23 protein-coding genes are annotated in these 26,184 nt (G+C 68.0%); 12 read left to right on the top strand and 11 right to left on the bottom strand.

Annotated features, from left to right (window positions below):
• Positions 1–8: 8 nt before the first annotated feature.
• Positions 9–1,499 carry an HlyD family type I secretion periplasmic adaptor subunit gene (locus J2847_RS31085; RefSeq protein ID WP_209782599.1) on the top strand — a complete coding sequence of 497 codons (1,491 nt, stop codon included), beginning with the start codon at positions 9–11 and terminating at the stop codon, positions 1,497–1,499.
• 10 nt (positions 1,500–1,509) lie between these two features.
• On the opposite strand, the gene J2847_RS34395 is transcribed toward J2847_RS31085, so the two are convergent.
• Positions 1,510–2,988, bottom strand: coding sequence for a carbohydrate-binding domain-containing protein (locus J2847_RS34395; protein WP_233474901.1), 1,479 nt, complete (start codon positions 2,986–2,988; stop codon positions 1,510–1,512).
• Positions 2,989–3,212: 224 nt separating this feature from the next.
• Between J2847_RS34395 and J2847_RS31075 the strand changes: the two genes are divergently transcribed.
• The 4 genes from J2847_RS31075 to J2847_RS31060 all read left to right on the top strand — a co-directional run bounded on the left by J2847_RS31075 (position 3,213) and on the right by J2847_RS31060 (position 9,753).
• Positions 3,213–4,223, top strand: a complete 1,011-nt coding sequence (locus J2847_RS31075) for a M23 family metallopeptidase (protein ID WP_209782598.1) — start codon at positions 3,213–3,215, stop codon at positions 4,221–4,223.
• A 163-nt stretch (positions 4,224–4,386) separates the two neighbouring features.
• Positions 4,387–7,119 (top strand): right-handed parallel beta-helix repeat-containing protein, encoded by a 2,733-nt coding sequence (locus tag J2847_RS31070; protein ID WP_209782597.1) that lies wholly within the window; start codon positions 4,387–4,389, stop codon positions 7,117–7,119.
• Positions 7,120–7,210: 91 nt separating this feature from the next.
• Positions 7,211–8,248 (top strand): lysylphosphatidylglycerol synthase transmembrane domain-containing protein, encoded by a 1,038-nt coding sequence (locus tag J2847_RS31065; RefSeq protein WP_233474900.1) that lies wholly within the window; start codon positions 7,211–7,213, stop codon positions 8,246–8,248.
• Positions 8,245–9,753 (top strand): glycosyltransferase, encoded by a 1,509-nt coding sequence (locus J2847_RS31060; protein WP_209782596.1) that lies wholly within the window; start codon positions 8,245–8,247, stop codon positions 9,751–9,753. The genes J2847_RS31065 and J2847_RS31060 overlap by 4 nt, the downstream gene beginning before the upstream one ends.
• A 28-nt stretch (positions 9,754–9,781) precedes the next feature.
• On the opposite strand, the gene J2847_RS31055 is transcribed toward J2847_RS31060, so the two are convergent.
• The 5 genes from J2847_RS31055 to J2847_RS31035 form a co-directional block, all read right to left on the bottom strand.
• Entirely contained in the window at positions 9,782–11,071 is a 1,290-nt protein-coding gene (locus tag J2847_RS31055) for a nucleotide sugar dehydrogenase (protein ID WP_209782595.1), read from the bottom strand.
• A 117-nt stretch (positions 11,072–11,188) separates the two neighbouring features.
• The gene (locus J2847_RS31050; RefSeq protein ID WP_209782594.1) at positions 11,189–11,395 is read right to left on the bottom strand and encodes a hypothetical protein; all 207 of its coding nucleotides are present in this window, start codon (positions 11,393–11,395) and stop codon (positions 11,189–11,191) included.
• A 57-nt stretch (positions 11,396–11,452) separates the two neighbouring features.
• The gene (locus J2847_RS31045; protein ID WP_209782593.1) at positions 11,453–11,662 is read right to left on the bottom strand and encodes a hypothetical protein; all 210 of its coding nucleotides are present in this window, start codon (positions 11,660–11,662) and stop codon (positions 11,453–11,455) included.
• 198 nt (positions 11,663–11,860) lie between these two features.
• On the bottom strand, positions 11,861–12,118 hold the full coding sequence (locus J2847_RS31040; protein ID WP_209782592.1) for a hypothetical protein: 258 nt from the start codon (positions 12,116–12,118) through the stop codon (positions 11,861–11,863).
• Positions 12,115–12,720 (bottom strand): NUDIX hydrolase, encoded by a 606-nt coding sequence (locus J2847_RS31035; RefSeq protein WP_209782591.1) that lies wholly within the window; start codon positions 12,718–12,720, stop codon positions 12,115–12,117. Before J2847_RS31035 ends, J2847_RS31040 begins: the two co-directional genes overlap by 4 nt.
• 142 nt (positions 12,721–12,862) lie before the next feature.
• Here J2847_RS31035 and J2847_RS31030 point away from each other — a divergent pair, with 142 nt between their 5' ends.
• Positions 12,863–14,017: an exo-alpha-sialidase gene (locus J2847_RS31030; protein WP_209782590.1), complete on the top strand. Its 1,155-nt coding sequence runs from the start codon at positions 12,863–12,865 to the stop codon at positions 14,015–14,017.
• A 76-nt stretch (positions 14,018–14,093) separates the two neighbouring features.
• Positions 14,094–15,242 carry an aromatic ring-hydroxylating oxygenase subunit alpha gene (locus J2847_RS31025; protein WP_233474899.1) on the top strand — a complete coding sequence of 383 codons (1,149 nt, stop codon included), beginning with the start codon at positions 14,094–14,096 and terminating at the stop codon, positions 15,240–15,242.
• A gap of 22 nt (positions 15,243–15,264) precedes the next feature.
• On the opposite strand, the gene J2847_RS31020 is transcribed toward J2847_RS31025, so the two are convergent.
• From J2847_RS31020 to J2847_RS31005, 4 genes are read right to left on the bottom strand one after another with little or no spacing between them, the layout of a single operon-like run.
• Positions 15,265–15,825, bottom strand: coding sequence for a GNAT family N-acetyltransferase (locus J2847_RS31020; protein WP_209782589.1), 561 nt, complete (start codon positions 15,823–15,825; stop codon positions 15,265–15,267).
• Entirely contained in the window at positions 15,822–16,820 is a 999-nt protein-coding gene (locus J2847_RS31015; protein ID WP_209782588.1) for an RHO alpha subunit C-terminal catalytic domain-containing protein, read from the bottom strand. Before J2847_RS31015 ends, J2847_RS31020 begins: the two co-directional genes overlap by 4 nt.
• Positions 16,817–17,449: a Rieske 2Fe-2S domain-containing protein gene (locus tag J2847_RS31010; protein WP_209782587.1), complete on the bottom strand. Its 633-nt coding sequence runs from the start codon at positions 17,447–17,449 to the stop codon at positions 16,817–16,819. Before J2847_RS31010 ends, J2847_RS31015 begins: the two co-directional genes overlap by 4 nt.
• Positions 17,450–17,484: 35 nt before the next feature.
• The gene (locus J2847_RS31005) at positions 17,485–18,249 is read right to left on the bottom strand and encodes an SDR family NAD(P)-dependent oxidoreductase (RefSeq protein ID WP_209782586.1); all 765 of its coding nucleotides are present in this window, start codon (positions 18,247–18,249) and stop codon (positions 17,485–17,487) included.
• A 170-nt stretch (positions 18,250–18,419) separates the two neighbouring features.
• Between J2847_RS31005 and J2847_RS31000 the strand changes: the two genes are divergently transcribed.
• From J2847_RS31000 to J2847_RS30990, 3 genes are all read left to right on the top strand, one after another.
• The gene (locus J2847_RS31000; RefSeq protein WP_209782585.1) at positions 18,420–19,514 is read left to right on the top strand and encodes a 3-oxoacyl-ACP synthase III family protein; all 1,095 of its coding nucleotides are present in this window, start codon (positions 18,420–18,422) and stop codon (positions 19,512–19,514) included.
• Positions 19,515–19,714: 200 nt separating this feature from the next.
• Positions 19,715–20,776, top strand: coding sequence for an FkbM family methyltransferase (locus J2847_RS30995; protein WP_209782584.1), 1,062 nt, complete (start codon positions 19,715–19,717; stop codon positions 20,774–20,776).
• Positions 20,777–20,781: 5 nt separating this feature from the next.
• A complete protein-coding gene (locus J2847_RS30990; RefSeq protein WP_209782583.1) occupies positions 20,782–22,893 on the top strand; it encodes a glycosyltransferase family protein in 2,112 nt (703 codons plus the stop codon).
• Here J2847_RS30990 and J2847_RS30985 read toward each other — a convergent pair.
• Positions 22,881–23,186 carry a hypothetical protein gene (locus tag J2847_RS30985; RefSeq protein ID WP_209782582.1) on the bottom strand — a complete coding sequence of 102 codons (306 nt, stop codon included), beginning with the start codon at positions 23,184–23,186 and terminating at the stop codon, positions 22,881–22,883. The two genes, J2847_RS30990 and J2847_RS30985, sit on opposite strands and share 13 nt — an antisense overlap.
• A gap of 148 nt (positions 23,187–23,334) precedes the next feature.
• On the opposite strand from J2847_RS30985, the gene J2847_RS30980 reads away from it, so the two are divergent.
• Both J2847_RS30980 and J2847_RS30975 read left to right on the top strand, forming a co-directional pair.
• Positions 23,335–24,603 (top strand): tetratricopeptide repeat protein, encoded by a 1,269-nt coding sequence (locus J2847_RS30980; protein ID WP_209782581.1) that lies wholly within the window; start codon positions 23,335–23,337, stop codon positions 24,601–24,603.
• Positions 24,604–25,035: 432 nt separating this feature from the next.
• Positions 25,036–25,788 carry a methyltransferase, TIGR04325 family gene (locus J2847_RS30975; RefSeq protein ID WP_209782580.1) on the top strand — a complete coding sequence of 251 codons (753 nt, stop codon included), beginning with the start codon at positions 25,036–25,038 and terminating at the stop codon, positions 25,786–25,788.
• The last annotated feature ends 396 nt before the right edge of the window (positions 25,789–26,184 follow it).

Here is a 26,184-nt window from a genome sequence, read left to right as displayed (position 1 = left end):
GAGCGATCATGACCAAGTCCCAGGGCGCGACCCTTCCCGCAACCGCCAAGGCGGCTCCCGGCCCCGCGGTCAAGCCCGCCACCGCTCCTGTCCCGGCTCCCACCAACAACGTCCGCCGCCTGCCGACGCGGCGGCGCGACGAGATCGACTTCCTGCCGGCGGCGCTGGAGATCATGGAGCGCCCGCCCTCGCCCACCGCGCGGACTTTCAGCGCCGTCATCATGCTGGCCTTCGCGGCGGCGGTGACCTGGGCCTGGGTCGGCGAGATCGACGTGGTCGCGGTGGCCCAGGGGCGCGTGGTGCCGAGCGGGCGCACCAAGACCATCCAGCCGATGGAGGCCGGCGTCGTCCGCGCCATCCGCGTCGAGGACGGCCAGCTGGTCAAGGCCGGCGATCTGCTGATCGAGCTGGACGCGACCGAGGCGACCGCCGACCGCGACCGCCTGCGCTCCGATCTGGCCGCCGCGCGGGCCGAGGCGGCGCGGCTGCGTGCCGCGCTGGAGATCGACCGGGGCAACGCCGACGCCGCCCGCGCCTTCGTGCCCCCGGCCGGGCTGCCGCCTGCGCTCGCCCAGATGCAGCGCCAGCTTCTCGACAGCCAGATCGCCGAGCAGCGCGCCAAACTCGCCGCCATCGACCGCGAGCAGGCCCGTCGCGAGGCCGACCGTGCCACCGTGGTGCAGACCGTCAACAAGCTGACCGTCACCCTGCCGCTGATCCGTGAGCGCGCGGAGGCGTTGCGCTCGCTCTCGGCGCAGGGCACCACCTCGCGTTTCCAGTACCTTCAGCTCCAGCAGGATCTGGTCGGGCAGGAGCAGGAGCTGCTGGTCCAGAAGATCCGGATGACCGAATCCGATGCCTCGCTCGCCGCCAACGCCGAGCAGCGCAACCAGACCGAGGCGGAGTTCCGCCGCTCCCTCTACACCGGGCTGGCGGAGGCCGAACGCAAGGCCGCCTCGCTGGAACAGGATCTCGCCAAGGCCGAGCAGCGCGTCTCGCTGCAACGGCTGACGGCGCCGGTCGACGGCTACGTCCAGCAGCTAGCCGTGCACACGGTCGGCGGCGTGGTGACCACCGCCCAGCCGCTGCTGGTGCTGGTGCCCGAGGATAGCCGGCTGGAGGTCGAGGCCTTTGTCCAGAACAAGGACATCGGTTTCATCGAGCCCGGACAGGTGGCGGAGGTCAAGGTCGACACCTTCTCCTTCACCAAATACGGGCTGATCCCCGGCCGGGTCGCCTCGCTGTCGGGCGACGCGGTGCAGCAGGCCTCGGCCGAGAAGAACACCGACAAGACGGCGGCCAAGGCGGCTGAGACCGGCTCGGTCTACGCCGCGCGGATCGCGCTCGACCGCGACACGCTGGACGTGGACGGCCGCGCCACCCGGCTGGCGCCGGGCATGACGGTGACCACGGAGATCAAGACCGGCCGCCGCCGCATCGCCGACTACCTGCTCTCCCCCCTGTCGCGCCGCGCCCAGGAGGCGATGCACGAGCGCTGAGGAAGGGTGTTCAGCCCACCAGATCGTGGTGGACGGTCGAGGCGTCGAAGAACAGGCCGTCATGCGCGGCGTATTGGGCATGGATGTCGGCGATCCCGGACCAGCCGGGGGCGGGATCGACGGCGGCGTGGCCGGCGACGGCGTGACTCCACACGCTGTCGGCGGCCTGAAGCTCCACCGTCTGGAGGGCGGCGGCCTGGGTGCCGAACAGGCTCTTGTCGGCGTGGACGGCGAGCGTGCCGTTCCACCACAGGTTCGACTGGCCGGCGACCACATCCCTGCCGTCGAAGGCGCCCTTGTCGTAGGTCACAGCGCTGTCGGTGGCGGCGTAGGCATGGCCGTTCACCGTCACCGTGTTGACCGTCAGGTTGCGGTCCTGGCCGCCGATGTAGGCGTCGTTGTCGTACTGGATCTGCACCGTGTGGCCGGTGCCGGCGGCCAGATCCGCCGTGAAGCTGTAGTTCTTCACCGCCGTGCCGACGGTGGCCTCGCCGACCGCGTGGCCATCCACCAGCACGGTGAAGTGGGCGTTCACGCCCCCCGCCATCGTGCCCTTGGCGTTGACCACGATGGTCGAGGCGGTGGTGGTCGGGGCGGGGTTGGCGGAGACCGGCGTGACGGGCGTGGCCGCCGCTGCCGTCTCGGTCGCCGTTCCCGTCGTCGTCCCGGCTGCCGGCGTGGTGTAGAGCTGGGCGATCTTGGCGAGCAGGGCGGGGGTGTTAAGGTCGGTGTAGCCGGTGGTGCCGATGGCGGTCCCGGTCTGGTGGGCCAGCGACAGGAACTCGTCCTGGGTCAGGGCGCTGCCGCGCAGCTGGATCGCCGCCTGCTGGGCGAGCGCCACGGCCGCGGTCACCGCCGGGGTCGAGAAGGAGGAGCCGTTGACCGTCAGGGTCCGCCCCGTCAGGTCGGTCAGCGCGATGCCGGTGCCGTCGGCGCAGAGGTCGGTCATCGTGGCGTTGCGCTGGGACCAGCCCGGCAGGGCGCCGTCCCCGGTCGAGGCCGAGACGCAGATCACGTTGTGGTCGGCCGCGTAATAGGACACGTCGGTCGCCGTGCCGTTCTGCCCGGCATTGCCGGCAGCGGCCGAGACCAGAACGCGCTGCGCCGCGAGGCTGGCCAACTCGTCGGACAGGATGGTGGTGGTCTCCGCCGGGGCGGATCCGCCGGCCAGGGACAGGTTGACGCCGACAATGTTGTAGGCCGAGGCGTTGGCTGCGACCCATTGCAGGGCCTGCTCGATGGTGGCGCCCTCGGCGGTGTTGGAACCGTCCGGCATCACCTTCAGCGAAATGATCCCCACGTCGGGGGCCTGGGACAGGATCGAGGAGGTGACCAGGGCGCCGTGGGCGTCGGCGTTGGGGTTGCGCGCGTCGGCGTCGCCGTTGGCGAAGTCGTACTGGTAGACCAGCCGCCCGACGTTCCAGCTGGACGACCAGCCGCTGTCGATGACGACGATCGTTCCGCCGGCCCCGGTGTAGGTGCTCGCCATGCTCTTCGCCCTTCGTCTTACCCTGTTCGTATCGGGCGCAGTATCGCCAAACGGGTGTGGCCTTCGGATGATAAGGAAGGAACGACGAGCGGGCGCGGCGCGGAGAAATCGTGAGCCCCATCCCCGTCCACCGTGGCGCTTCCGCTGGCGGCGGGGCTGTTTCGGTGCTCTTTTCCGATCCGCCCTGTTGCCCTGGAAGGAGAAACGGCGTGTCGAGGTCGAGGATGGCGTTGTCCTTTGTGTTCCGCTGGGGCGCGGTGTTCCTGCCCTTCGCGGCGCTGCCGGCCGGTGCGAAGGCGGAGCCGCCTTCGCTTCAGGTGCCGGTGCGCTGCCGGATCGGCGTGGAGTGCTTCGTCCAGAACTACGTCGACCGCGATCCGGGGCCGGGCGCGCGGGACTTCGCCGAGGGCCGGCTGACCTATGACGGGCACAAGGGGACCGATTTCCGGGTGCCGGATCTGGGGGCGATGCGGCGCGGCGTGGCCGTGGTCGCCGCCGCTCCCGGTGTGGTCACCCGGATCCGCGACGGGGAGGAGGATGTCAGCATCCGGCAGAGCGGCGGGGCGAAGCCCGGCCGCGAGGCCGGCAACGCCGTCGTCATCGGCCATGGCGACGGCTGGGAGACGCAGTACAGCCACCTGCGGCGCGGCAGCCTCGCGGTCAAGCCCGGCGACCGGGTGGACGCGGGCGCGCCGCTGGGCGAGATCGGCCTGTCCGGCAACACCGAGTTCCCCCATGTCGATTTCTCCGTCCGCCACGAGGGGCGGGTGGTCGATCCCTTCGTCGGTGAGGATGGCGTCCGCGAGAAGGCCGCCAAGACCGCGCCGGAGGTGGAGGGGCTCTGGAGCCCGCAGGCCCGCGAGACCCTGGCCTACCGGCCGAGCGGCCTGCTCGGCGCCGGCTTCGCGGCGGAACCGCCCAAGGCGGAGAAGGCGCGCGACGGGGCGTACAACGCCGAACGTTTGCCGGCCGACACCCCCGCGCTCGGCGTCTGGGCGGAGTTCTTCGGCGGCCGGGAGGGCGACCGCATGTCGCTCCAGGTGACCGGACCGGACGGCCGCCGGCTGCACGCCAGCAACGGCGTCGTGCCGAGGCCGCTTGCCGTGCTGTTCGTCGGCGCCACCGTTCCCAAGCCGGCCCAGGCTTGGCCTCCCGGCTTCTACCGGGTCACCGTGACGCTGTCGCACGGGAAGGATGTCGTGGTCCGCGAGGAGCGCAGCGTCGAGTTGCGATGAGCCTTCTTTTCGGAAGCAACAAGTGACAAATCGACCCGACAACTCTTTGTCATGAAAAGAGCACAGCCTGTCTTGGCGAAAGTGGTGCCTCGAAAGGAACGGGGCTATCCGTTATTAAGGTTTATGCCGTGTGATTGCCCCGATACGGGCAAGGCATCCGGCAATGACAGACAGCACTCAGGCATTCTTCGTCGCGACCAATGGCAACGACGCGTGGTCGGGACGGCTGGCGGCTCCCAACGCGGAGGGGACCGACGGCCCTTTCGCCACGCTGGAGCGCGCCCAGAGCGCCATGCGGGCGACGGGGGTACGCGACACCTATCTGCGCGGCGGCACCTACACGCTCGACCGCACGGTCACCCTGACCGGGGCCGACAGCGGCGTGCGGATCATGGCCTATCCGGGGGAAACCCCGGTCTTGAGCGGCGGCCAGCCGGTCGCCGGCTTCACCGACATCGGCGGCGGGCTCTACGCCGCCCCGGTCCCCTCGGCGACCGGGCTCGATCTGAGCATCGGCGGGGTGCGCCAGAAGGTGGCGCAGACCGGTGACTGGAACGCCGGGGACGCCAAGTCCGGCTGGTCCTTCCTGGAGGCGGCGTCCGGCGGGGCCAGCAAGACCAGCCTGCGCTACAACGCCGGCGACGCGTCGGTCCCCGCCACGGTGCAGGCCGGCACCGTGATCCAGACCTTCGACACCGAGCATCTCGCCGACAACATCGTCGGCGTCGCCGGCATCGACACGGGGAGCCGCACCATCAGCTTCACCCAGGGCGTCCAATACGCCCTGCGCACCGGCGGCACCTTCCGTCTTCTCAACGACGACGCCTTCCTGCGCGACGCCGGGGAGTTCGCGTGGCGGGCCGAGGACGGCCGGCTGGTGGTGAAGCCGCAGGACGCCGCGACACTGCTGTCGCAGGGCGCCGTGGTGTCGCGCCTCGGCACGCTGGTGGCGCTGAACGGGGCCAGCGGGGTGACGCTCCAGGGATTGACCTTCTCCGACACGGTCTATGACGGGTCGGCGCTGACCCTGACCAACGCCGCGGACAACAGCATCGCCGGCAACCGTTTCGTCAACGTCGGCACCGCGATGACGCTGACCGGCTCGCCGCGCAACACCATCGAGGCCAACCGGCTGGAGCATCTGGGCGCCAGCGGGATCAAGGTCGGCTACGGCAGCAACGCCAACCTGATCTCCGGCAACAGCATCACCGACATCGGCGAGGTGCTGAAGAGCGTCGCCGCCGTCTCGGTCTACGGGTCCAACGACACGCGGATCACCGGCAACGACATCCGCAACAGCCCGCGCTACGGCGTGTCGATCAAGAACTGGGACTCCGCCACCGTCAACACCGGCACCGTCGTCGAGTACAACCGCATCTGGAACACGATGCTGGAGACCGCCGACGGCGGCGCCATCGAGATGCTGGGGCGGTCCAACGTCGACACCCGCACGGTCATCCGGGGCAACGACATCCGCAACGTCGGCGGGCTGGCGAGCAACGCGTCGGGCTGGCTCGAACGCTACAAGAGCTTCGGCGTCTATCTCGACGACATGGCCAACGGGGTCACCGTCCAGGACAACTTCATTCAGAACACCGGCTGGGCCAGCGTCTTCGTCCATGGCGGCGATTCCAACCGGGTCACCAACAACGTCGCCCTGCTGTCGAACCCGCGCGAGCGCTTCATCCGGCTGGAATGGAGCCCCAACGCCGGCACCATCGGGCTGCTGGCCGACAACAGCGTGACCGGCAACGTGATCGCCTCGTCCACCGGGGTGGATTACTGGGAATTCTGGACCCCCGGCTCCTACAGCGTCACCGGCAACCTCGTGCAGGGCACGCGGGTCTTCAACAGCGGTGACACCGCGGGCAGCGGGCTGTTCGTGAACGCGGCGGCCGGTGACTACCGGCTGAGCGCGAGCGCGGCGGCGTCGCTCGGCATCCATGACCTGGACTGGGCGCGGATCGGCACCGCCGCCCCGACGGTGCCGGGGATCCCGACGCCGCCGGCGGGCGTCGCCCCGGGCGGAGCGGGCGGCGCGACCGCCTCCGTCGCGACCACCACCGTCACGCCCGCCGCCTCCGTCGTGGCGGCATCGGTCTTCGTGCCGCTGGCCTACATCGCCTCCTACGCCGACCTGTCGGCGACCTTCGGCACCGACGCGGCGGCGGGGGCGGCGCACTACATCGCGAGCGGCCGGGCCGAAGGGCGAACGGTGACCTTCAATCCGCTGGCCTATACGGCCTCCTACCTCGACCTGTCCTCGGCCTTCGGCACCGATCCGGCAGGCGCGGCGGCGCACTACATCACGAGCGGCCGGGCCGAAGGGCGAACGGTGACCTTCAATCCGCTGGCCTACATCGCCTCCTACGCCGACCTGTCGGCGGCCTTCGGCACCGACGCGGCGGCGGGGGCGGCGCACTACATCGCGAGCGGCCGGGCCGAAGGGCGAACGGTGACCTTCAATCCGCTGGCCTATGTGGCGTCCTACGCCGACCTGTCCTCGGCCTTCGGCACCGATCCGACGAGCGCGGCAGCGCATTACATCACGAGCGGCCGGGCGGAGAACCGCGCGGTGAGCTTCAATCCATTGGCCTATCTGGCCGCCAACCCCGACCTCGCCGCCGTCTTCGGCACCGACCGGACGGCGGCGGAGAGGCATTACATCACGAGCGGGCGCGCCGAGAAGCGGAGCACCGTCTTCGACGCGGCGGCCTATCTGGCCGCCAACGCGGACGTGGCCGCCGCGACCGGGGGCGACCTGAACGCCGCCATGCGGCACTACGCCCTGATCGGCCGGCTGGAGGGGCGGGCGCTGAGCGTGCCGGTGACGCCGTCCAGGGCGGCGGACACGCTGGCTTCGGCCACCCTGCTCGCCGCCTCCGGTGGGATGTGAGGGCAAGAGCCAGGGATGACAGGAGGGGCCCGAGCGGCTACAACGGCACGTTCGGCGCCGCGTTCACGCGGCGCTCATGCTTTGCGCAGGGATGATGCCCCAGGCCCTTCTCGATCCTCCCCTCGGCCCCCCCTTCATCCGCCCGGACGCGGCGCCGGACAAGGCCCCCGCACGGCGTTGGCCGACCCTGGTCAAGTTGGCGGTGACGGTCGCGATCCTCGGGCTGCTGGCCGCCGGGGCCGATGGGGCGGCCATCGCCGCGCGGCTGTCCGCCGCCGATCCCTGGCTGCTGACCGCTGGCTTCGCGGTTAAGGCCTTCACCCTGCCGCTGGCCGCCCTGCGGTGGCGGGCCGTGGGCCGGGCGGCCGGCTTCACCATGAGCCGATGGATGTCCTTCCGGATCCAGATGGCGAGCGGCTTCGTCGGCCAGATCCTACCCGGATCGGTCGGTGCCGACCTGCTGCGTGGCTGGTTCACCTGGCGACTCGGCCATCCGGCGGGAGCGGTGACGCTGACCCTGCTGGTCGACCGGCTGCTGGCGCTGCTGGGCGTCGTGCTGATCGGGCTGGCCGGGCTGCCGCATCTGGTCGCCGTGGCGCCGCCCGCCATCGCCTGGAGCGTGCTGGGCGCCTCCCTGGTGCTGGGCGCCGGCGTCGCGGCGCTGCTGGGGGCCGCCCGCCTGCCGCGCGAGCGCCTGCCCCTGCCGGCGCGCCTGCGCGACGGTAAGGTGGTGCGATCGCTTTGGGGTGCGGTGGCGGAGCTGCGCGCCATGGCCCTGCGCCCGGCCGCTTGGGTGGCGCTGGGCCACGCCGTCGGTGTCCATCTCGCCACCATCGCCACGACCATCCTGTTCGCCCACGCGCTCGGCCTGCCGCTCGGCTGGCTCGACGGGCTGGCCATCGTGCCGGCCGCCATCGTCGCGTCGGCCCTGCCCGTCTCCTTCGGCGGCTGGGGCGTGCGCGAGGGGGCGATGGTCGCCGGCTTCGTGCTGCTCGGCTTCGACGCCGGCGCGGCGCTTCTCGTCTCGGTGATGATCGGGCTGTCGATCGCCGTCCTGACGCTTCCCGGCGGAGTCTTCTGGCTGCTGCTGCGGAGCGAAACCTCTTCCCTGCCGGATTCCTCCCGATGACCGACCCGACCCTGCCCATGCTCGATCGGACCGCCGCGGAGGCGGGCGCCCGTCCCGCTCCCCGCCCCCTGTCCTTCCGGCAGGAGCGCATCCGCGCCCTGTTCGACCGTGTGGCGACGGAGCGCGACCGCCGGGCCGGCCACAACCGCGACTTCCACGACGCCGATTGCGCCTATCTGCGCTTCCTGGTGCCCGAAGGCGCCACGGTGCTGGAGATCGGCTGCGGGCTGGGCGACACGCTGGCGGCGCTGAAGCCGGCGCGTGGGGTCGGCATCGACCTCAGTCCGGCGACGGTGGCCGGGGCGAGGGCCCGCCACCCTCATCTGGAGTTCCACGCCGGCAACGCCGAGGATCCGGCGGCTCTCGACGCCATCGAGGGGCCGTTCAGCCACATCGTGCTGTCGGGCACCATCGGTTTCCTCGACGACATCGAGGACACGCTGCGCCTGCTGCGCCGCTTCGCCACGCCTAAGACGCGGATCGTCGTCAGCTACCATTCGCGCGCCTGGGAGCCGATCCTGTGGGCGGCGGAAAAGCTGGGGTTGCGCCTGCCGCAGGGCCAGCAGAACTGGTTGTCCACCACCGACATCGTCAACCTGCTGGATCTGGCCGGCTGGGAGCCGGTGCGCCGCGAATGGCGCCAGCTGGTGCCCAAGCGCGTGCTGGGGCTGGGGACGCTGGTCAACCGCTACCTCGCGCCGCTGCCGGGCATCCGCCGGCTCTGCCTGCGCAGCTATGTGGTCGCCCGCCCGCAACCGGACGGCGCCGTGACCGTGGAGGGCAAGCCGCCCTCGGTCACCATCCTGATCCCCTGCCGCAACGAGCGCGGCAACATCGAGAACGCCATCCGCCGGCTGTCCCGCTTCGCCCCCGACATCGAGGTGATCTACTGCGAGGGCCACAGCCAGGACGGCACCTTCGAGGAGTGCGAACGGGTCCGCGATGCCCATCCCGACTGGGACATCAAGGTCATGCGCCAGCCCGGCAAGGGCAAGGGCGACGCGGTGCGGGCCGGATTCGCGGCGGCGCGTGGCGACATTCTGATCATCCTCGACGCCGACCTGACGGTGCCGCCGGAAACGATGGGGAAGTTCTACCAGGCCATGGTCTCCGGCCGGGGCGAGTTCGTGAACGGCACCCGGCTGGTCTACCCGATGGCGGCCGAAGCGATGCGCTTCCTGAACTTCCTGGCCAACCGGGCCTTCGCGCGCATCTTCTCCTACCTGCTGAACCAGCGCTTCACCGACACGCTGTGCGGCACCAAGGTGCTGTGGCGCAAGGACTACGAGGAGATCGTGGCGAACCGCCACTACTTCGGCGATTTCGACCCGTTCGGCGACTTCGACCTGATCTTCGGCGCCGCCAAGCTGAACCTGAAGATCGTCGAGGTCCCGGTGCGCTACGCCGATCGCAGCTATGGGGAAACGCAGATCTCGCGCTTCACCCATGGCTGGCTGCTGGCCCGCATGGTGATCTTCGCCTGGAAGAAGCTGAAGGCCTTCTGAGCGGCCCGATCGTCTGTGGCGGCGGCCCTTACAGCCGCCAGAGCCGGACGCCGTCCGGCGTCGCCGCGCGGTCCAGGCAGGCGCGCACGTCCACCGTCAGCCCACGCCCGCCCTTCAGCAGCGTGGTGATCAGCGGCCAGCCGCCGCGCCGGAACGTGTCGTGGGCGACCGCCAGGATCACCGCGTCGGCGGGGGCCAGATCCTCGGCCGGGGTCAGCTCAAGCCCGTATTCGTGACGGCAGGCCTCGGCGTCGGCGTGGGGATCGTGGACCGCCACCGCGATGCCGAAGCCCTCCAGCTCGCGCACCACGTCGATGACGCGGGTGTTGCGGATGTCGGGCACGTTCTCCTTGAAGGTCAGGCCGAGCACGGTCACCCGCAGGTCGCGCCCGCCTTGCCCTTGGGACAGCAGGATCTTCACCGTCTCCCGCGCGATGTGGGAGCCCATCGAATCGTTGATGCGGCGCCCGGACAGGATGACCTCCGGGTGGTGGCCGACCTGCTGGGCGCGGTGGGTCAGGTAATAGGGATCGACGCCGATGCAGTGCCCGCCGACCAAGCCGGGGAAGAAGCGCAGAAAGTTCCACTTCGTCCCGGCGGCGGCCAGCACGTCCTGGGTATCGACGCCCAGCTTGTGCAGGATGACCGACAGCTCGTTCATCAGCGCGATGTTCAGGTCACGCTGGGTGTTCTCCAGCACCTTGGCGGCCTCGGCCACGGCGATGGAGGGCGCGCGGTGGACGCCCGCCGTCACGACGCTGCCGTAGACCGCCGCGACCGTGTCCAGCGTCGCCGCGTCGGAGCCGGAGACCACCTTCACGATGGTCTCGAAGCGGTGCTCGCGGTCGCCGGGGTTGATGCGCTCGGGCGAGAAACCGACGCCGAAATCGGCGCCGAACCGCAGGCCGGATTCACGCTCCAGGAGGGGCACGCATTCGCGCTCGGTGGCGCCGGGGTAGACGGTGGATTCGTAGACCACGATGTCGCCGCGCTTCAACTGGCGCCCGACGCTGCGGGTCGCCGACAGCAGGGGGCCCAGATCCGGCAGCTTGGCGTCGTCGATCGGGGTCGGCACGGCGACGATGTGGAAATCGGCCGCGGCCAGATCCGCCGGGTCGGCGGTGAAGGTCAGCTTGGCTTCGGCGAGCTTGTCGGGTTCGACTTCCCCGGTGCGGTCGCGGCCTTCGCGCAGCTCGGCGATGCGGCCGGCGTCGATGTCGAAGGCGACCACGGAGGCTCCGGCGCGGCCGAAGGCGACGGCGACCGGGAGGCCGACATAGCCGAGACCGATGACGGAAATCCGGCGGGGGTGGGTCATGATGGAGGTTACGGTCGATTCAGTGGAGACGGCGTGGCGGGAGATTTCCCGCCCGGGCGCGCAAACTCAACACGAATCTTCCAGACGGCGCGGCTTATCGGTGGCCGGCCGGGGCGATCAGGCGGCGGCGCTCATCAGCGGGGCGAAGGCGAGGTAGGTCTCGCGCTGCTCGGTCAGGCTGGCCAGCAGGTCGGTCAGGCTGTCGCGCAGGAAGGCGTCGCTCGTCGCGGCCAGCTTGCCCTGCACGACGGCGATGAACCCGTCGAGCACGTCCAGGTGCAGGGCGGCGGCGCTGACGATCTCGGAGGCGATGGCGGTCTTCATGATCTCGGGCTTCCTGTGCGTGGCGGGCGTTGACCGAAGGAGCGGAGGCGGGACGGATCAGGCGGCGGTTGCCATCGGGACGGCGAAGGCCATGTAGCTGTCGCGCTGGTCGGTGAGGTTGGCCAGCAGGTCGGTCAGGCTGTCGCGGGCGAAGGCGTTGTCAGTCGCGGCCAGCTTGCCCTGCACGATGCCAACGAACTGGTCGAGGATGTCCAGGTGCAGGGTGGCGGCGCTGAAGATCTCGGAGGAGAAAGTGGTCTTCGTCATGGTCATCATCCCTGCATTTCAAGTGAAGACCGGTGCGGTCTCGATGAAATCATTGAGCCATCCGGCCAGTTAACGAGGCGTTAACATCGCCTTTTGGTCCTAGGTCCATTGGTGATTACCACTTTCATAAAAGTCTGGGGTGAAAGTATTTCTTGGAAGGGCTACCCCTTTCGGATTTGTGGGCGTGATGGTTCAAGATCAGGTTTGGCTCAGCATGCAGGTGCGGTCGTTCGGCATCGGCAGGACCAGCGGCTTGCCGTCGGGTCCCTTGCCCAGAACCTCGCGCCCGCCGGTCGGCTTGTCCCGGATTTCCGGATCGGCGAGGCGGCCGGCGACGGTCCACTGGCGCGTCGCCGGGTCCTGGCAGCGCAGTTCGTAGGTGCCTTTCATCGGCTCGGCGGCGGCGCCGGCCGCGAGGAGGAGGACCAACAGGAGGGGGGTGGCGGTGCGGGTCATGCGGGTTCTCCCGGTTCGGTGGTGGGGGCGGTGGGGGGCTTGGCGACGGCGCGGGCGATCTCCGCCTGCCAGACCATGCTGACCAGCGCGATCTGGGTCAGCAGATGCATCTCGCCGCGGCCGATCCCGGCGAGCAGCTCGTCGCGGGTCATCAGCAGGATCTCGGTGTTCTCCAGGTCGTCGGACAGCGGCTCGGCGACGCGGCGGCAGCCGGTGGCGCGGAACATGTGCGACACCGCGCCGCCCTGGTTGGCGTTCACCATGTAGCCGCCGAGACCGGTCCAGGCGGCGGCCTCCATCCCGGTCTCCTCCAGCAGCTCCCGCTTGGCGGCCTCCAGCGGCTCCTCGCCGGGCGACAGGTGGCCGCCGGGGAAGACCAGCCCGACGCGGCGCGTTCCGTGCCGGTACTGCCGGTAGACAACGATCCGGCCGTCCTCGGTTTCGGCGAAGACGCAGGCGAAGGACGGCATGTCGAGCTGGTAGTAGTCGTCGATCCGCCGGCCGTCGGGCAGTTCCACCGTCTCGACCCGCAGCTTCAGGAACGGGTCGGCGTCGACCAGGTCGCGGCTGTCGAGCACGGTCCAGGGGCGGTGTCGCGTCATGCGCGGTCCTTCGGCTTGGTTCCAAGGCGCCCGAGACCTAACCGGAGCGGCCCGCCCGGCACAAGCCCCCGGACGGAGAGGGCGCTTGGCAAGGCCCGCTCCGGTTTGCAAGGCTGTGGCAATGATTGGGAAAGGGTTGGCCATGGCCTCCGCGCCGGACATCGAGCATCGGGTCCTCTACCGCGACCCGCATTTCTACGCCTCCTTCCCCTCGGTGGCGGTGCGGGGCGACGGGACGGTGCTGGTCGCCTTCCGGCGCGCCCGCGACCACCGCTGGTTGCGCGGGGAGGCTTACCGGCGCAGCGAGGATGGTTTCAACCACATTGACCATCTCGACGCCCGCTCGCAGACCGTGCTGCTGGAGCTGGGTCCCGATGGGCGTCCGCAAGGCGACCCCTGGGGCCTGCCGCCCGACCCCCAGGCGGCCGACCAGGACGCCAGCCTGCTGGTCTTGCGAGACGGTCGCATCCTGCTTGCCGGCTTTTGCTGGTACCCCGTGCCGGCGGAGGACGGGCAGGCGCTGCGCGACCTCGGGCTGGGGCTGGTGGGCAGCCCGCTGAAGACCGGCGACCTCTACCTCTTCTGGGGTGGCTACACCCGGCTCAGCGACGACGGTGGGCGGAACTGGTCGCCGCACCGCTTCCTGCCCGCCCTGCCCGGCCACCCCGACCTCGTGCCCGGACAGCGGCCCTTCCGCGGCGGCGCGGTGCGCGGCCGGGCGGTGGAGGCTCCCGACGGCACGCTCCTGCTGACCGGCTACACCCATCACCCGGCGACGGGAACCTACGCCAGCCACCTCTTCGCCTCGACCGACAGGGGGGAGAGCTGGGAGTACCGCTCCGTCATCGCCTTCGATCCGGAGGGCAAGGCGGGGTTCTGCGAGACGGCGCTGCATCTCGACGCCGGGGGCGGGCTGACCGCCTTCCACCGCACCACCGGGCTGGGCGATTCCCTGGCGACCTCGCGCTCCACCGACCTGGGGCGCAGCTGGGAGCCGTGGCGGCGCCACGACCTGCCGGGACACCCCTACGACGCCTGCCCGCTGCCGGACGGCCGGCTGCTGGTCTGCCGGGGCTACCGGCACGAGCCCTACGGCATCCGCGCGCGAATCTACGATCCGCTGACCCAGGCCATCGACGACGCGCCGGAGATTCTGGTCCGTGACGACGGTCCGGCGCCCGACCTGGGATACCCCTGGACCGGCATGCTGCCAGACGGCCGGGCAATGATCGCCTATTACGTAGCCGACTCGCTGGGCGTGCGCGGCATCGAGGCGAGCCTGTTCAGACCGGGCTGAAGGGCGGCATGCGGTCGCATCCGGGACGGGCGCTGCGCCCTGGACCGCCCGCCGCGCCGCCGCTACCCTGCCCGCCATGCACATGTTCCCCCGCGCGCCGGGCTTCGCACCGGCCAAGGCCGCCCCCGGACTTCCTCCGGCCGCCTACCACGATCCGGAGATCTTCCGGACGGAGGAGGAGCGCCTCTTCCGCCGCTGCTGGGTGTTCGCCGGCTTTACCGACGACCTCGTCCGCCACAACGACTATCTGACCCGGCGGATCGGCGGGCTGGACGTGGTGGTGCAGAATTTCGAAGGGGAGTTGCGGGCCTTCCGCAACGTCTGCACCCACCGCTTCGCCATCCTGAAGCGGGAAGCGCGCGGCAATGGGATGCTGCGCTGCGGCTACCATGGCTGGACCTACGACCGCGACGGCGTGCCCTACGGCATCCCCGGCAACGAGGCGCAGTTCGGCCTGGACAAGGCGGCCCGCTGCGCGCGGGCGCTGACTCCGGTGGCGGTGGAGATCTGCGGGCGCTTCGTCTTCCTGCGGGTGGCGGCGGACGGCCCGTCGCTGGAGGAGTGGCTGGGCGTCTACGCCGAGGTTCTGCGCCACGCCTCGGAAATCTTCATCCGCTCCTTCGACGAGCGGGAGACGATGTGGGAGGCCAACTGGAAGATGGGCGTGGAGAGCGTGCTGGAGGTCTACCACGCCGACATGGTCCACCCGACCACCTTCCGCAAGCTGGTCAAGGGCGACTGGCGCTGCGACTACGGCGGCGACGCGCGCGAAGCCGGGCCGCACTCGCGCGGCGTCACCTCCGTCTCGGACAAGAGCGCCCGCTGGTGGGACGGGGTCTCGCAGAGGCTGGGCTTCCGCCCGAGCGGAACCCTGCGCGAGTACGACCACCTTCACATCTTCCCCAACCTGGAGGTCGGTTTTACCCGCGGCGCGGTGATGAGCGTGCAGACCTACGACCCGCTAGACCCCGCCCGCTGCGCGCTGCGCCTGCGGCTGTTCCTGGCCGATCCCGCCGGGCTGGAGGGCGGCGGCACGGCGGCGCGCCGGATGATCGAGGACACCGCCCGCGACCTGAACGTCGCCCTGCTGCGCGAAGACCAGGAAGAGACCGAGCAGGCCTTCCGGGGGGTGCAACAGGTTGGCTTCCCGGCCATGCTCGGGCTTGGCGAGGAGCGCATCCAGCATTTCCACGCGGTCTGGCGGGACGCGATGGAGTGGGCCTGAATCGCCCGATCCGGCGGGCGGGTCACTCCCAGACCCGGCCGTCCATGTCTTCGCGGATCCGGAACCGCCCGCGCGTGGCGCGCCAATCCTCGGCCAGCATCTCGAAGATGTGCAGGTCGATCTCCCGGCCGTCCCTCACCACCTGCCGGGCCAGCACCCCGACCGGGCGGTAGCCGATCAGCGGCTGGCCCTTCAACAGGCGCGGGTTGTTGGTGCCCAGGATGTGGTTGACCACCTTGCGCAGGCCCATCGTGTAGAAGACGTGGTTGAGCATGTAGGCGAAGTTCAGCGGCGCCGCCCCCATCCGCCCGGCCCGCTCGCCCATCAGCACGCCCAGCGTGGCGATTCCCCAGGCCGGTTCGGTCACGGTGATCGAGACATGGCCCGCCGGCACCCCATCGACGCAGAGGATGCGGTGGACATAGTCGTCGCGCTCGGCGCAGCGGCGCAGCCACGCCTTCTGCCGCTCCACGTCGTGGGGCACTTCGGACAGCATCTGGTCGGCGATGTCGGGCCGGGTGCGCCAATCGAGGAGGATCCGGGCGTGCTCCTCGGTGGGCACGATGAAGCCGAGGCCGCTCATGGGCGGGAACCCGTCGCGGCGGTCCCGGCCAACTGCGCCAGCATCGCCACATGGAAATCCAGGATGCGCCGCTCGCGCCGGCCGTACACGCCGTTGCCGAGGATGGCCGCCCGCCCCTGCTGCACTGCCTCGCAGACCGGGCGGTCTTCCTCGATCACGCCGCTAGCCGAGGTCAGGAGATAGGCGGCGGTCGAACGGTGGAAGGCCCGCTCGCGCGGTGTCTCCAGCCGGGTCGTCGGCAGGAACAACTGCCACCGCAGCACCGCCGCGTCGGGCGCCACCGGATCGACCCGGTGCGGGATGACCGTCGCGCCGTAGAAGCTCGCCAGATAGAAGTTCGGGAAGATGAAGATGTGGCGATAGACCGCTTCATCGGCGAATTTGGCGAGGCGCAGCTTGGCGTCCAGCTTCGCCCACCAGCCGGCGGTGCCGTCGGCCAACCGCCAGCATGAATCGCTGTTGGCGCCGAAGCGTTCGGTTGTCAGGTGGGTCTGCCAGTCCGGATGGACGGCGGGGTGGATCGTCTCGGGATGGACGGTGGAACCGTGGAAATCGTCCATCGTGTTCTCGACCAGCGCTTTCCAGTTGGCCTGGAAGGGGATGCCGACCGGTAGCTCGGGGTTGACGCAGTTGACCGACATGGCGGCGAGCCGCTCGGCGTAGGGGTGCAGATGCTCGGCCAGGGTGAGGCCGTCCTCCGCGCTTTCTCGGGCCACGCGGGCGAAGACCAGGGCGCCGCAGCAATCGACCTCCAGCGGGCGGACACGGTCGCCGTCGCGGCAGATTCCCGACAGGCCGGCGGCGTCGCGCCGGACGGTGAAGCGCAACCCGGCCATGTCGGCGGTCAGTTCGGCCGGCGCGCCGGTGGCGTCGAACACGCCCATGTAGAGCCAGCAGCGGCCGAAGACGCGTTCGCGCTCCAGGGCGAGGCCCTCCTCGGTCCAGAAATGATGGTGCGGCAGGAAGCCGCCCGCTTCGGGGAAAAGCGCGGTCATGCGGGCCGCTCCGTGTCGGCGTGGACGGGCAAGAAGGTGGCGGTCCGGGCGAAGCGGTCGCCGGCACCGGGCGGGGGCAGCGCCTCCAGATGCAAGGCGTGGCCGGCACGCAGGGCGACGCGCAGGTTGGCGGTCTCGAACCCTTCCCAGTCTTCGCCGGGTTCCATCGGTTCGCCGGACCGGGAAAAGGTCTCCGACAGGTCCGCCAACCGGGTGAAGAGATCGTTCCCCAACTGCTCCTTCAGCGCCGGCCCCTCGGTCGCCACGCGGACGAAGACCAGCCGGCCGCAGCGCGCCAGAGAGGCCGGGTTCAGCGCCAGCCGGCGGCGGCCCTCCGCGTCCAGCTGGAAGTCGGTCGGGTTGAAGGGCAGCCCCACCGGCACGCCCTCGGCGTCGAAGGTCCAGCCGTGATAGGGGCAGCGCAGCGGGCCGCAGCCCGACGCCGCGTCGTGTATGATGGCGAAGCGGTGGGTGCAGACGTTGCGGAAGGCGACCACCCGCCCCTTCAGATTCTGCGCCACCAGCGGCACGGCGCCGACGCGGGTGGTGACGAAGGCGTTGGGCACCGCGAGGTCGTCCTCGGTGCACAGATAGAACCAGCGGGTGTCGTCGGGTACGGCCTCGGTCATGGGAAATCCGGTTCTGAAGAGTCAGGCGAGGGAGGTCAGGCGGTGCGCCCGCCGTCCACGGTGACGATGGACCCCGTCATCCAGCGGCTGGTGTCGGCGAGCAGATAGGCGATCATGTGGGCGATGTCGTCGGGATGGCCGAAGCCCAGCGGCTGGAGCGTGCGCAGATGCTCGTACTGCTCGGCTGTCAGCTTCTGCTTGCCGCGCTCGATCAGTTCGGTCTCGACGATGGAGGGGACGACGCAGTTGACGCGGATGCCGTCGCCCAGCAGCTCCACCGCCAGCCCCTTGGTGGCGGCGATGATGCCGCCTTTGCTGGCGGCGTAGACGACGTTGCCGGGCGAAGCCGCCGTGGCGGCGGTGGAGGAGATCAGCGCGATCGCCGCCCGCTCCGCGTGGCAACCCTTCTGCCGCAGCCCGCGCGCGAGCGCGAGCGCGCTGCCCAGATTGGCCCGCATCACCTCGTCGAAGAAAGCGGCGGAGAAGATGCGGATCGGCCGCAGGGTCTGGATGCCGGCGCAATGCGCGATGCCGTCCAGCGGACCGTGGGCGGCGGCCTGGGCCTTCATCCAGCCGGGCACCGCTTCCAGATCCGAAAGATCGAAGGGGGCGGTTGCGTGGCCCTCGCCCGCCAGCAATCCGGCGGTTTCCTCCAGCCGGCCAGCGTCGCGGCCGTTCAGCAGGACCCGCGCCCCCAGCTGCGACAGCATCACCGCCGTCGCCCGGCCGATTCCAGCCGAAGCCCCGGTCACCAGAATCTGACGGCCGGACAGGTCCATCGGGTTGTAAACGGCAGTCATGGGCGGCAGAATCCGGTCTCGTGGAGGATGGGCGACCTTAACACAGCCCGTCTTTCCATCACGGTATAGAGGGTTCGATATTTGCCGGTCGTTAGGGCATTTTGTCGTAGGCTGACCTCCGGTTCCGGCTAAGCGTCCCAGGACGTTCCAACACGCAAGGACATGATATCATGAAAGCGATCGTCGACGGTGTCCGGATCGCGGGCCTGCGCGCCGTGGTGCCGCCGCAGCGCCATTCCTTCGTGGAGGATCCCGGCATCTTCACGCCGGAGGAGGTGAGGAAGCTGGCCGCCACCATCGGCGTCCACGAGCGCCGCGTCCTGCTCCCGCCTTACTGCGCGTCCGATCTCTGTGTCGCGGCGGCGGAAGGGCTGATGGAGCAGCTCGACTGGGATCCAGGCACGGTGGAAGTGCTGGTCTTCGTCTCGCAGGACGCCGACTATGTGCTGCCGGCGACCGCCTGCATCATGCAGAAGCGGCTTGGTCTGCCGACCAGCGCGGCGGCTTTCGACGTGCCGCTGGGTTGCTCGGGCTATGTCTATGGGCTGTGGATCGCGTCGCGGCTGCTGAGCGGTTCGACCGCCAAGCGCGCGCTGGTGCTGTGCGGCGACAACGCGACGCGCCATCTGCACCCGGAGGACCGCGCTACCCTGCCGCTGTTCGGCGACGCCGGATCGGCGACCGCGCTGGAGGTCGATCCGGAAGCCCCGCCGATGCCGGTGGTGATCGGCACCGACGGCGCCGGCGCCCCCCACATCTTCGTGAAGGCCGGCGGCAAGCGCCATTCGCTGATCCCGCCGGTCGCTTCGGCCGCCGTCCCCCGCGACCTGGAGGCCGAGGCACGACTGGAGCGCGACTCCCGTCTGACCCTGAACGGGGCGGAGGTCTTTGCCTTCACGCTGCGCGCCGTCCCGCCGCTGCTGCGCGAGACGATGGAGCACGCCGGCACCGACGTCGACGGCATCGACTGGTTCGTGCTGCACCAGGCCAACGCCTTCATGCTGGAGCACCTGCGCAAGCGCGTGAAGGCGCCGGCCGAGAGGTTCGTGATCGACATGCAGGGCTTCGGCAACACCAGCTCCGCCTCCATCCCGCTGGCGATTTGCAGCGGCCTGGGCGCCAGCATGTCGACTGGCCGCCGCAGGACGCTGATGGCCGGCTTCGGGGTGGGGTGGTCCTGGGGTGCCATGGTTGCCGACATCGGGCCGATCCCGGAGCCGCGGGTGGTGGATCTGCCCGAGGGGTACCCGGTGCTGGCGGTGTGAGACGCGCCGGATTGCCCGTTGGCTCCATGTCTCGATTGGGCTGATGTGGTGGAAGAACCGGCTACATTGTCCAACTCAGCTTGTTGAAAGCAATATTTGCCGATCACACGAAATTCTCTTGGAAATAAATGACCCTCCGCCTCTCGGTTTATCCGAGGTTGGAGGGTTGAAAGGGATTTTCCAGGGAATCGGCGAATGATATGATCAACCTCATGTTTTCGCAAGAGAACCAGGAGATATTCGTGGACATCGCAAGTTTGGTGGAAGATGCCTTGGCCCAGGCGAAAGTCGGTGCTCCGGCAGCCGCACAGACCTTATATGATGCGTTGTCCGTTTCCGATGAGCCACTGTCCGCGGATGCGCTTTACGACCTCGGGCGACTGGCTCTTGCCTTGGAGCGTCCGACCGAAGCGTTGAGCTTTCTGGACCGCGCTTTGGACCTCAACCCTTTGCTTTCCCCTGCCCATGTTGACCGTGGGCGCACCCTGGACCGGCTTGGACGCAAGAGCGAGAGCATTCAGGCTTTGTGTCGTGCGGTTGCCATCGATCCGGATGCTCATGCCGCCCTGAACCGTCTGCGCTGGTATCTGGATGAAGGTCGGCTGCGTACGACCAGTGCCCTGTTCCGCTTGGCCCGGCGCGGTCTGCCGGTGGCCTCCGTCCTGGATGTCGGTGCTGCGGAAGGTCTCTGGTCGGTGGCGGCTCTGCCGGTCTGGCCGGATGCCCGCTATCACTTGGTCGAGGCCTTCGAGCATTGGCGTGGTGCGCTTGAACGGGTCTGCGCCGAGCGGGACAACTTCAGCCATGTGCTGGCGGCTGCCGGTGAGCATGATGGCGAGGCTTGGTTCCACAACGATCCCGAGGCCCCGTATGGCGGAGGTTTGTCCCACACTCCGACGAGCAGGGGTGGAAAGATTCGGCAGGTTACCCTCGCTTCGGAGGTCGAGCGGCTTGGGCTGAAGCCTCCTTACCTCATCAAGCTCGACACCCATGGTTTCGAAGTGCCGATCCTGACCGGGGCGGAGGCGCTTCTGCCGCAAACCAGCCTGCTGGTGATCGAGGTCTACGTGTTCCATGTCAACCAGCAGGCCCTGCTGTTTCACGAGATCTGTGCCTGGATGGCCGAGCGGGGATTCCGACCCATTGATTTGTCGGAGCCGATGTGGCGGAGCCATGACGAAGCCTTGTGGCAGTTCGACCTGTTTTTCGTTCCGATGCACAGCCCGGAATTCGCCTGCAACAGCTTTGACGCTCCGGGGTGACTGTCATGGGAAGCGGTCTGCGCCTTGCCCTTCACAACCCGTTTCCGCCGGAGGCGCCTTGGGCCGAGCGCGAGTTGGCTCTTCGCATGTCGATCGCGCTGGAGGGCATGGGATGGGAGCATCGCATCGTCAACAGCGTAGAGGCGCTGGAGGCCTTTGCCCCGGACGCCGCCCTTTGCCTGCATCCCCAGGCGGTGCCGAAAATGACGGCCATACCCAGCCTGGGCTGTCACTGGAATCCGCCAGTAATCTTCGGGGACGATCCGGTGTCCTTGCGGAACGGATTGTCCCATGACGCTTTCCTGACCGCAGCGCCAGCTCTCGAACGTCAACTGCGCGACAGCCTTTGGGGAACCGGCCGCCGATTTGTGACCTCGCCCATCTTTCCCAGTTCACAGGGCTGGGCGCTTGAGCCCGCACTGAACAGCGGCAGCCGGTTCTTTTACATCGGTTCCAATTGGGACGGCCGACGCTTCCCCGCTTTGCTGCAAACATTGGCGCGCCATCGCATGCTGGCCCTGCATGGCCAAGAGGATCGCTGGAAGCATTTGGCGGACGCTTTCATCAGAAGCCTTCCTTTCGATGGCCGTTCCGTCATCGAAACCGCTCACGCCTGCGGGATGGGCTTGTGCCTGCATTTGCCAGCCCATTTCGAGATCGGCATCCCCAATATGCGCGTCTTTGAGCTGTGCGCTGCGGGGGCTTTGATCGTCGCGGATCGGCATCCCTTCATCGTCGAGAATTTTGGCGACACCGTGCTCTATGTGGATATGGAACTGGGTGAGGAACTGGTGGCCGAGCAGATCCTCGCTCATGGGAACTGGGCACGTGCGTGCCTCGCCGCCGGCCGCGAAATGGCGCGGGAAGCCCAGGCGATCTTCCTGAAAAACCTTAGCTTGGAGCGGTTGTTCGCCCCTTTGCCGGACTTGCTGGGCGAGTTGCAAGGCTGCGTGGGGCCGAGAGCAGGCCGAATTTCGGACCGCTGCTCGCCAGAGCCCCTCCCGATCTCGGTGGTGGTGCCGATCGGGACCGGTGGCGTCGCGTCGGCGCAGGAGCGTCTGGTCGCCCTGGAAGCCCAGATGGTGTTGCCGGCCGAAGTGATCGTTGCCGGCCCCGGTGCTGAAACCTTGGCCGGCACCCCGACCGCCGCCGGTGGGATTCCCAGACGAGTCATCGAACAGCCCGCCGGATGTCCAGAAGGCAGCAGCCTGTGGGCAGGAGCCCTTGCGGCCCGTCAAGGATGGGTGGCTTGGCTTCCCGAAGGCGCCCTTCCATTTCCCGAGCATCTGGCGTCCCTCCATGCGGCCGCCACGATGTGGCCGGACGCGACGGTCATTCGTGGTGATGTCTTGGAACCGGATGAGGTGAAGCCTTCCACCCACACCGATGCCTGCGTCATGCGGCCTTGGCGCTTGGCCGAAGAGACACCCGCCCATCCTGCCGGTTTGCTGGTCCGACGGGAGCAACTGAATCCGCTGCTGCGACAGGATCCCCAACTTGGCCCCGCCGCGGCTTGGCTGCTGGCCCAGCGGTTGACCACCGAGCGCGGCATCGCCCGCAGCGACAGGGCCACAATCCGGGCGCGTGGTCAGAGTGCCTTGCCGCCGGAAGAACTAGAGCGGCTGAAGCATTTTGCATCTCTGAAACCGCGCTCCATCCCGACGGCTGTGTCTGCGCCAAAGGCATCAAGCATTCCCTGGACAGGGGTTTCCGATCTGAATTCGCAGTCCGTCGCCGCTTTGCCTCGGCTCCTGGGGCCTGATGATTTTGCCCGCTTGCCGCCAAGTCGGCCCATCCTCATCTACGGCGCGTCGCGCGGCGGCCGGCTCCTACAGTTGGAGCTGATCAAGTGGGAACGGATCACAGTCGCCGGTTTTCTCGACTCCCATCACGAGGGGGAGGCCTGGGGGCTTCCGGTGCGTCGGCCGGAAACTCTAAGGAATGAGGAAATCGCTGACGCTGTTATTGTTGTTGCCAATCAATATGTGTCCGATTCTGTCAAGCGTATAAATCGTTTGTTCCCCAACCTCGAAGGAACCATTACCATTTATAATGCATATCCCTATATTTATTCCCATTGTAAGGCAGAAAATGAGGCTTTTCATCAGGCCGGATGACTGAATGCAGTGATTATCTTTCTGTATTTTTCCTGGCCGTGCAGTCGGCTGACCAGGATGGAAATGAGGCGCTTGGCATGAAAGCGACGAGGCTTTCGCCGGCCCACTCGAAGACATTCATCAGCTTTGGGTTTCGGCCAAGGCAAGCGAAGAACGCTCGGCAGCCCCGGAGGCCCGATTGCGATGAAGCCCCCCTTGCGGCCGCAGATCCTGATCCGCACCGGGATGCCGATGGCCTGTGCAGCCGCGCCGCTTGCCCATGCAGGACGGTCGCCTCCCCATCCGGTGTTCACGTCGACGACTCCATAGCCTCCTGCGACGGATGGCTTGATCGCGCCGACGGGCTGCTGGCATGATGCGCGCAACATCCTTCCTGGAAGGGTGGGATGATGCTGGCGAACGTGCAGGGCAGCCCTTTGTGGGTGGGAAACGGACATCTGGATGACCAAAGGCACGGCAATGCCCTCCGGTGATGCTGAAAGCGGCCCGGAAGCCGGCATCTCCCAGGATATCGTCCAGCGTTGGCGCGAAGCCATCCGCAGGGACACCTTCGGCAATTATCATCACCAGATGGGCGTGGCCCTCCTCGCCCAGGGGGAGCGTGCACCCGCTCTGGCCGCGTTTGAGCGGGCCGTGGCAACGGATCCCCGGCGTTTCTCGTCCGCGCGGAATCTCGCCCACCTCCTGGTCGACGATGGCCAGCCGGACCGCGCGCGCGCGGTCCTTGAGCATGCCCGTGCGCATGATCCCGCCGCCGATACGCTGGCGCTGGTCGAGGACGCGGACGATGCCTTCGATGCCGGAAAGGTGGACCAGGCGATCGCGCTCATGCGGGAGGCGCTTGCCGTGGGCGCGCAGGCCGCAGCCCATAGGCCGGACAGCTTCGTCAAGCTTGCCGGGGAATTGCGGAATCGCGATCGCCTTGACGAGGCTCTCCAATGGTGCGATCTCGCGGCTCCGCACGCGCAGGACCTTGGCCATCTTCACTACCAGCGTGGCCTGATCCTTATGACGCAGGGGCGTCATGACGAGGCTGAGCGCGAGGCGCGTGCCGCGATCCTTGCGGCGCCTGAGCGGACGGCCGCCCGCTTCCTTCTCGGCCATTACCTTCGAATTGGGCTCGAACTGGACGCTGCGCTCGAGTTTTACGGCCAGGTTCGGGACAGCAGCGATCCCATGCGGCTCTGGGCCGGCCTGATGACCGCATATACGCTTCTGTTGGCAGGCCGTCCCGGCGAAGCGATGGCAGCTTGCGAGGCCGTGCGCCTGCTTGATCCCGGTTTTGCGTGGGTCGCCGTTTATCGTGGCCTGACCCATCTTGCCATGGACTCCTTCGAAAAAGCGGCAGTGGATTTTGAGGAGGGTTCCAGGCACCTTCCGGATTACATGCTGCCGCGTTTGGGCTCCGGCATCCTCAAGATTGCCCAAGGCCGTTTCCGCGAAGCGCTCGACGATCTTCCCGATCAAACCGGGGATCTCAATAATCTGGCACTGGGTCGTCTCGGGCGGGCTCTTGCCTTGCTCGGGCTGGGAGAGGTTGCGGAAGCCGACCAATTGATCCGGAAGGCTCTGGCCGAAGAGCAACTTTTGATTGCGGTATCGCTTCGGCTGCTCGGACGGCATGGCGAGGCGCTGGGGCCTCTGTTGTCCGCGGCCGGATACCGCGAATTGATGGGGAATGCCGCGCGGCATGGCGCCAACGCTTCCTGACCGTTTTCCCACAGCGGCACGCCGGTCTGGATTTGCATGATGTTCGGCTTGGCTTCCGCATCGTGGCGGCGACAATCGGAAACGGTGGGGTTCGGACTCCCGTAAGGAAATGCCGTTGCTCCAGTTTCAATTTTCGAGCTTGGCGCGGCCGGTGTTCTGGGCCGAAGAGTATTGGTGGGGCACATCGCCCGACAGGTCGCCGTCAGAGAAGGGACGGGAAAAATGGCGAAAAGACATTTATTTACCTTTCTGGCCAACAATGTCGCGGGCGTTTCGATGTCCCGTCCAAGCACATCCGCTTGTCGTCGCCGATGAGCAACCCGGAGGTTCGAACGCGGGCGCGGTGTTTACAGACTGGTCTTTCCTGAAGGGCCTGGGGATGCCTTCCGATGGGAAACCAATGTGGCGCGAAGTGACTAGGAAGAGGAAGTGATGGGGATTTTCAGTGGTCCTTACGCCAGCCTTGCGCTAGCCGAGGCACGCTCTCAAAGATACGATGATGACCGGATCGTTTCCAGATTGGTGGAAACGCGACAGGCACACCTCCAATGGGAAGGGATGCTTGACCCTCTGCACCAGCAACTTGGGGCAGCTCTCCTGGCGGGCGCACTGCGTGGAGGTTCGGCTGGAAAGCCGTTGCGCGTCTGCGACTTCGGCGGTGGCTTGGGAGCCGCCTATACGATTCTGGATGCGATCCTGGGGCCCAGCGTCGAACTCGAATGGGACGTCGTCGAAACGCCTGCCATGGCCCGCGCCGGGAACGCACAATTCGCCCAGAAAGGTCTGCGCTTTTACGAATCGATCGACGCCTTGGGAGACAGGGAACACGATGTCATCATCGTGTCGGGCGTATTCCAGTATCTGCCCGAACCGGTGGAAACCTTTGCGCAGCTTGCCCGCCGGCCTCATCACCATATGGTCGTGAACCGCTTTCCGATCCGCGAGGGTAGCGAAGAGGTCTTGGAGGATGCGTGCCTCGTTCAGGATATGGCGCTCATCGAAAGCGGCATGTTCTTGCCTCATTGGGGCTTCTCTCGACAACGCTGGCGAGCCGTTTTTGGCGCCACCCATGACACCGTCTATCATTGGACGGATGGCTTCGATGGATGCCATTCGCTCGACGACGGCAGTGAAATGCGGTTCATCGGCCTTTTGCTCGCTCGACACCCCTCTTCTTCGCCTTGAACCGCAATCATGATCAAAACGGTTGAACATCGGGGAGAAAGCCCTGGAAATCATCGTTTGCGAGGTGTCCGCGAGCCTGGGAACCACGTCTTCGCGCCACCCAGTTCCTCCAGTGGATTGGCTTCATGCACCAACAAGCAGAAAAGACGATGTGCCGCATGATCACAATCCAGCGGGTCGCGAATTCGGCTGCAACCAGAAGGCCATGCTGTTGATGCGTGGAGTTTTGCGTGTGGATTTCTGCGCGGAGGATCAGGCATGCAGGCACAGCCGGCTCCCTGCTGCGCACGCAATGTTTATCGTAAGCGTTACGAGCGCCCCCTTCTTCCCGAACCGGGTTCCATGATCGAGATTGCGTGCGGGCTTACGGGACGCGGAGGGTACGATGGAGGATGG

The sequence above is a fragment of the Azospirillum agricola genome (assembly GCF_017876095.1).
Classification (GTDB): Bacteria; Pseudomonadota; Alphaproteobacteria; order Azospirillales; family Azospirillaceae; genus Azospirillum; species Azospirillum agricola.
The sequence above is the reverse complement of the archived record's forward strand: the minus strand, read 5'-3'. Positions and strand labels throughout refer to the sequence as shown.